Consider the following 6,107-nt stretch of genomic DNA (forward strand, 5'->3'; position numbering starts at 1 on the left):
AAAGGGACGCTAGCCCGTGGTCAGGCGGGTCGGCTGGAGGCCGGTGAGGAGGAGGGTGAGGGCCTCGTCGAGGCTCGATCCGAGGTACCAGTCGCCGGTGTGGTCCACGCAGTAGACACGGCCCTCGCGGTCGAGGGCGAAGTGGGAGCCGCCCCCGGCCGGGTCCGTGTCGGCCTCGACGCCGAGCGGGCAGAGCTGGGTGGAGAGGGCGCGGCCGAGGTCCGCGAAGGTGCGGGCCAGGTGCAGCCCCGTGAGCGGGTCCAGGCGTATCGCGGTGGGCGCGATCTGGCGGCCGGGGCCCGGGGCGGTGACGGTGAGGTTCCCGAACTCCGCCCAGGCCTCGACGGCGGCCGGGAACACGGTGTGCCGGTGCCCGGCGGGGGTGGTGTGGTCGCGCAGGGCGTCGGCCCAGTACTCGGCCTGCTTGATGTCCCAGCGGCCCGGCTCCCAGCCGGCGGTGCGCAGGGCGGAGTCCACGGCGACGGGGAAGCGGGTCGCGGAGGAGCGGGCGTACGAAGCGGAGGTCGTGGTCATGGCGGCTACTCGGGGTGCGTGAGGTCGACGGGGCGGACGCCGAAGTGGGCGAGGAGGGCCTCGCAGGAGCGGCAGGGAGGTGCGTAGCTGCCGTGGAGCGGGTCGCCGTCCTCGCGGATGCGGCGGGCGGTGATCTTGGAGTGCTTCAGCGAGCGGCGCGCCTCGCTGGGCGTCAGGGGCTTGCGCGAGGCGCGCTTGCTGCGGGCGCCCTCGATGGTGGCGAGGTGGCGGGAGAGCAGGATCGCCTCCGGACACCGGCCGGTGAAACGTTCGCGCTGGCCGCTCGTGAGGGTGTCGAGGAAATCCTGTACGAGGGCGTGCAGTACGGGGGGCAGGTCGGCCTTGCCGGCGGTCCCGGTGAGGGTTTCACCGCGTACGGACAGGGCGGCGGCCACCGTGGGCAGGATCCCGTCGCGGCGGAAGCGGAGCACCGGCACGGCGGGGCGGCCGTCCCCGCCGCCCCAGCGCAGCCGGGGATCGCCGGGGCCCTGGTCGGCCGCGGCGCGGGCCTGTGCGGGGACGGCCGCCGGATCACCGGTTCCCGCGGGACCGGCGGGGTCCGCGGGTCCGCGGGCGCCCGCGGGGCCCGCCGATCCCAGGGCTCCCGCCCCTCCTGAGTGGGCGTCGGCCGCGTCTGTGCGTGATGCCGTGTTCTGCATGGTTGCGCTTTCCCTCCCGTGGCCGCGGCGCCGGCCGCTGTCGCGCACGCCCCCGTGCTGTGGGGACAGCCTGTCAAATGTCCCGTGGCATGTGGAAGCTGGGTCGAATATTCGTATCAATTCGGATCTTCCCGGCCGTCCCGCGGGGCCCCCGCACACGTGCGGGTGACGTCCTTGCCGGAGCACATAGGCTGTGGTGAACCAGCCAGATCCAGCAGGGGGCTACCGCCATGACGACAGGTCGGCTCGGGCATGAGGCCGCGCCACCCAACGCCGCTTATTCGGGGCAGGTCGTGCATTTCCCGGACCCCGTCCGGGCAGCGCGCCATCCCCACGGAGTCCGCATCGACGCGAACGGACACCCCGACTTCGCGCTGTACGCCCGTGCGGCCGTCGAGATCGCCGAGCCCCCGGAGGGCTTCGGCGTGGACGAGCTGCGCCTGACGGACTGCGTGTCCGCCAACGCGGCCATGCGCGCGACCGGCCACGAACTGTGGGACACGGTCGGACCGGTGTCGACCCCGCACGGCTGGACCTGGCACCACGTGTCCGGTACGCGCCGGATGGAGCTGGTCCCGGTCGAGGTGAAGTCGCTGCTGCGCCACCACGCCGGTCTGGCGACGGCGGCGGTGGACCACGTCAAGCGCGGGACGCGGCCGTTGCAGGAGGTGCGCCCGGTGCACCTGGGGCTGCCCAAGACGGTGGTCTCGGTGTCCGAGCAGCAGGTCCAGGGCGTCGAGGAGGACCTCGGCTACCGGCTCCCGGAGGCGTACCGCTCCTTCCTGAAGGCGGCGGGCGGCTGCGCGCCGGTGGGCACGGGGCTCGACGTGGAACTGGGACTGCTGGTGGACCAGCCGTTCTTCACGGTGCGCGAGGAGGCGGCGGTCAACGACCTCGTCTACGTGAACAAGTGCCTGCGGGACCACCTGACGAAGGACTACCTGTGCGTGGCCTTCGTGCAGGGCGGTCTGCTCGCGGTGAAGGTGCGCGGCGAGGCCGTCGGTTCGGTCTGGTTCTCCCCGTTCGACGATGCGCGCGACCAGGACGGCTGGTCGGTGCAGGAACGCGTGGAGCGGTTGCTGCTGCCGTGCGGTGCGGATTTCGACGCCTTCCTGGAACGGCTGGCGGGCAATCCGCCGGAGCTGGAAACGGTGGCCGGTCTGATGGTGGACGGCGGATTCGCGCGCTCGGTTCCCGTGACGGGGTCTGGTTCGGGAGCGGGTGCCGGGCCGGCATCCGCACCGGTGGAAGGGTGACGGCGCGATGGTGACGTTTGCGCAGGCGCAGGAGCGCGCCGAGGAATGGATCAACGGGGACGTGCCCGGGTACCAGCACCGCGAGGTGCGGGTACGGGAGTTCGGACTCGGTTTCGTGGTGTGGGCGGAGGACCGCCCGGCGGGCCCCGTGTCCGGGGGCGGCCGGCAGCGGCTCGTCATCGCGCGGGACAGCGGGGAGGTGACGCTCTGGCCCGGCCTGCCGGTGGGTGAGGTCATCCGCCGCTACGAGGAGGAGTACGGGGCGTCGGCCGCGCAGGCCGAGGCTTCGGTGCCGGTGCCGCGCATCGACTCCGAGCAGACCTCTTTCATGCTGAGCCCGCCGGAGTGGCTCCAGGAGGCGGCGGACCGGGCGGGGATCCCGGTGGCTCCGGTGGCTCCGGCCGCTCCGGTGACGCCTTCGGTGCCTGCGGCTGCGTCGGCTTCGTCGGCTGCGTCGGCTTCTTCCGATTCGGGCTCTTCGGAGCCGGTGTCGGAGCCGGTGCCGTTGCGGCGCGGGGGAGAGGTCCCCTACGAGCCGACCGCCAACGACGGGGTGCCCGCCGCCGTCCCGACCGGGGCCACGCCCTGGGCCGGTACCGACGTGAACCCCGGTGCGGACTCCGTGTCCGTGCCGCTGCCGGCGACGGTGTTCGCGCCGCCGCTGTCCGGAACGGACCTGGACGACGCCCCGGCGCCGTCGGGGCCCGGCCCGGAGGCGCGCACGACCCTGATGCCCAGGGGCAGTGAGCTGCCGAAGACCGCCGTCGTGCCCGCGCTGGACCCGGAGTCCTCCCGGTCGGGGCAGGGGCAGGGCTCCGGTTCCGGCGGTTCCGGCGGGGTGTCCAGTGGGGACATCGCCGACGCGCCGACGAGCAAGGCCCGGGTCAACCGGCCCGGTGCCCCCGCGCCCGTGACTCCGCCGGGTCCGCCCGGTGCGCCCGGTGTGCCGGGCGGCGGCGCCGAATCGCCTTCGTACGCCGCCACCATGCTGGCGGGCCCCGGCGGTCCGCAGCAGCCCGTGCCGCCCGGTCCGCCCGGGGCTCCGGGTGCGCCGGGTGCTCCCGGTGGTGGCCTGGATCATGCCGCGACGATGCTGGCGGGTCCGGCCGTGACGGGGCAGCCGCCCGCGCCTCCCGGTCCTCCGGGGGCTCCCGGGTCGTCCGGTGGTCGCGGGGACGCGTATGCCGCCACGATGCTGGCCGGTCCCGGCGGTCCGCAGCCTCCCGGCCCGCCCGGTCCTCCCGGCCGGCCCGGTGCCGGGCAGCCGCCCGCGCCCCCCGGTCCCCCCGGCGTGCCCGGCGGTGGCGCGCACCACGCGGCCACGATGCTGGCCGGTCCCGGCGTACCCCAGCCGCCCGGTCCGCCCGGGGCTCCCGGCGTGCCCGGTGGCGGGCTGGATCATGCCGCGACGATGCTGGCGGGTCCGGCCGTGACGGGGCAGCCGCCCGCGCCTCCCGGTCCCGCGCCGCAGTCACCCGTACCCGCGCCGCAGGCACCCGCGCCGCAGGCCTCCCAGCCCGGGGTGCCCACGGTCGGCCCCGGGTACCAGGCCGTGCTGCGCTACCGCGCGCCCGACGGCTCCGAGCAGCAGCTCATCCGGCGTTCCGCGCCCGGAACTCCGCACCCGGAGTGGCAGATCCTGTACGAGCTGCGGGCGATGAACGTGCCTCCGCAGCAGGTGCTGGAGCTGCACACCGAGCTGGCTTCGTGCGAACTGCCCGGCGGCTACTGCGCGCGCATGATCCGCGAGACCTGGCCGCAGGTCCGGATCACGAGCGTGGCCCCGTACGGGACGGACCACGCGGGCCGGCAGCAGGGCATGCGGCACCTGCTGACCCACCAGGGCGAACTGCACCAGGTGGCGGACGGGCCGGCGCGTCCCGCACCGGCGCGCGCACCGCTGCCGCAGGTGCCGTTGCAGCCGGCGATCCCGCTCGACGCGATCGCGCAGGAGCTGGCGGGGGCGTTCGGGCCGCAGGGCGTGTTCCGCTTCGAGCAGCGCGCGGTGTCCCGGCAGGGCGTGCCGGAGATCGTGGCGCAGACGCTGATGTGGTCGGGCCTGCCGGTGGACTTCGGGCCGTTCTTCTGGGCCCAGGCCGTACCGGGTGCCCCGCTGCCGACGCTGGCCGAACTGGCCGCGCAGCGGCAGGTGCAGCCGGCCTCGGACGCGGGCTCGTACCTGGTGGTGGGCAGCGACTTCGGCAAGGCACTGTGCGTGCAGTACGGGACCGCGCACATCGTGGCGGTGCCGGTGGAGAGCGGTCCGGGCGGGGCGCCCGTGCCCCCGCAGTTCGTCAACTCCTCGCTGCCGCAGTTCGTCCGGTCCCTGGCGATGCTGGGTCACATGTGGCGGCTGCGCCAGCATCTGACGCCGGAGCAGGCGGGCCGCTGGACCGTCGATTTCCAGGCGAATCTGGCGGGGCTGGACAGCGCGGCGCTGGCGTCGCCGGAGAACTGGTGGTCGGTGCTGCTGGAGCAGATGTGGGACGGGCTCCTCTGACCGGTTTCTGCTGATCTCCGGTGGAACTTCCGGGCATCCGCTGTTGATCCGGATGGCCGGGTCGTGACCCTCGAACGGGGTCTCGGCCCGGCCATTCGGGCTTCTGGGAGCAAATGACGCATCCTTGGCAGGAACCCCCGCGAGAGAGGCGCTTCCAGGATGAGTGCACCCTTTACGACCGTGCGCGGCCGTGGCTACCGGGCCGAAGAGGTGGACCGGTACCTCGCCCGGCTGTCGGGGAGCCGGGACGAGGCCTGGGAGCGGGTGGCCCGGCTGACGGTGCTGGCCAAGCAGATGGACGCGGAGGCGGAGCGGCTGCGCGTGGAGGTCTCCGGACTGGCCCCGCAGACGTACGAGGAGCTCGGCGAGCGGGCGCGCCGGATCCTGCTGCTGGCCGAGGAGGAGTCCGAGACGCTACGGGGTGACGCGCGGGCGGACGCGCTGGCGGCGGCGGGCGCCGCCGAGGCGCACGCCGACCGGGTGACGGAGCTGGCGCGCGGCGATGCGCAGGCGGTGCGCGATCAGACCGAGGTCCGGGCCCGGCAGGGGCTGCTGCGGGCGGGGCGTGAGGCGGACGACGCGCGGACGGCGGCGCGGGACGACGCGGCGGCGTGGCGGGCCGAGGCGCAGGCGGGCCTGACGGACATGGCCCGCCGCTGTGACGCGCTGCTCGCGGAGCGGGAACAGGAACAGGCGGAGCGCTGGGACGCGGCGGAGCGGGAGCTGGCGGCGCGGGAGGCGGAGCTGGAGTCGCGGCACGCCGAGCTGGAGCGGTACGCGGAGTCCCGGCTGGCGGAGGCGAAGCGGGGCTTCGCGCAGGCCCAGGAGACGGCCCGGCACGGGCAGGAGGACGCGGAGGCGAAGGCGGCGGAGCTGATCGCGGAGGCGCGGGTGCGGGAGGAGCGGGTCGGGCGGGAGACGGAGCGGATCCTGCGGGAGCACGGGGAGTCCCAGGACGAGATGCGGGCCCACATGAACCACGTCCGCTCCAGCCTGGCCGCCCTGACGGGCCGCGCGCCGGCGGAGGGCTGACGGTGTCGGGTGGGAGTGGCTGCGGGTGGGTCGGTGCCGGGGGCGGGGTGGGGTGTCGGCCTGGACTGCATGATTTAGGCGCCCTCTGCTCTACTCCGACAGGGCGCGGGCCACTGTTGCGCCACA

Annotated in this window: 5 protein-coding genes; 3 read left to right on the top strand and 2 right to left on the bottom strand. The window is 74.9% G+C overall.

Features of this window, described 5'->3' with window-relative positions; translation table 11 throughout:
• Nucleotides 1–9: 9 nt before the first annotated feature.
• On the bottom strand, nt 10–534 hold the full coding sequence (locus tag ACFWBW_RS32320; protein WP_327253100.1) for an SUKH-3 domain-containing protein: 525 nt from the start codon (nt 532–534) through the stop codon (nt 10–12).
• 5 nt (nt 535–539) lie between these two features.
• The gene (locus ACFWBW_RS32325) at nt 540–1,004 is read right to left on the bottom strand and encodes a YwqJ-related putative deaminase (protein ID WP_385380136.1); all 465 of its coding nucleotides are present in this window, start codon (nt 1,002–1,004) and stop codon (nt 540–542) included.
• 419 nt (nt 1,005–1,423) lie between these two features.
• Here ACFWBW_RS32325 and ACFWBW_RS32330 point away from each other — a divergent pair, with 419 nt between their 5' ends.
• From ACFWBW_RS32330 to ACFWBW_RS32340, 3 genes are all read left to right on the top strand, one after another.
• Nucleotides 1,424–2,449 (top strand): SMI1/KNR4 family protein, encoded by a 1,026-nt coding sequence (locus ACFWBW_RS32330; protein ID WP_385380115.1) that lies wholly within the window; start codon nt 1,424–1,426, stop codon nt 2,447–2,449.
• A 7-nt stretch (nt 2,450–2,456) separates the two neighbouring features.
• The gene (locus tag ACFWBW_RS32335; protein ID WP_385380118.1) at nt 2,457–4,949 is read left to right on the top strand and encodes an SUKH-4 family immunity protein; all 2,493 of its coding nucleotides are present in this window, start codon (nt 2,457–2,459) and stop codon (nt 4,947–4,949) included.
• A 159-nt stretch (nt 4,950–5,108) separates the two neighbouring features.
• Nucleotides 5,109–5,981: a DivIVA domain-containing protein gene (locus ACFWBW_RS32340; RefSeq protein WP_385380121.1), complete on the top strand. Its 873-nt coding sequence runs from the start codon at nt 5,109–5,111 to the stop codon at nt 5,979–5,981.
• Nucleotides 5,982–6,107: the final 126 nt, after the last annotated feature.

The sequence above is a fragment of the Streptomyces sp. NPDC059957 genome, assembly GCF_042730015.1.
Taxonomy (GTDB): Bacteria; Actinomycetota; Actinomycetes; order Streptomycetales; family Streptomycetaceae; genus Streptomyces.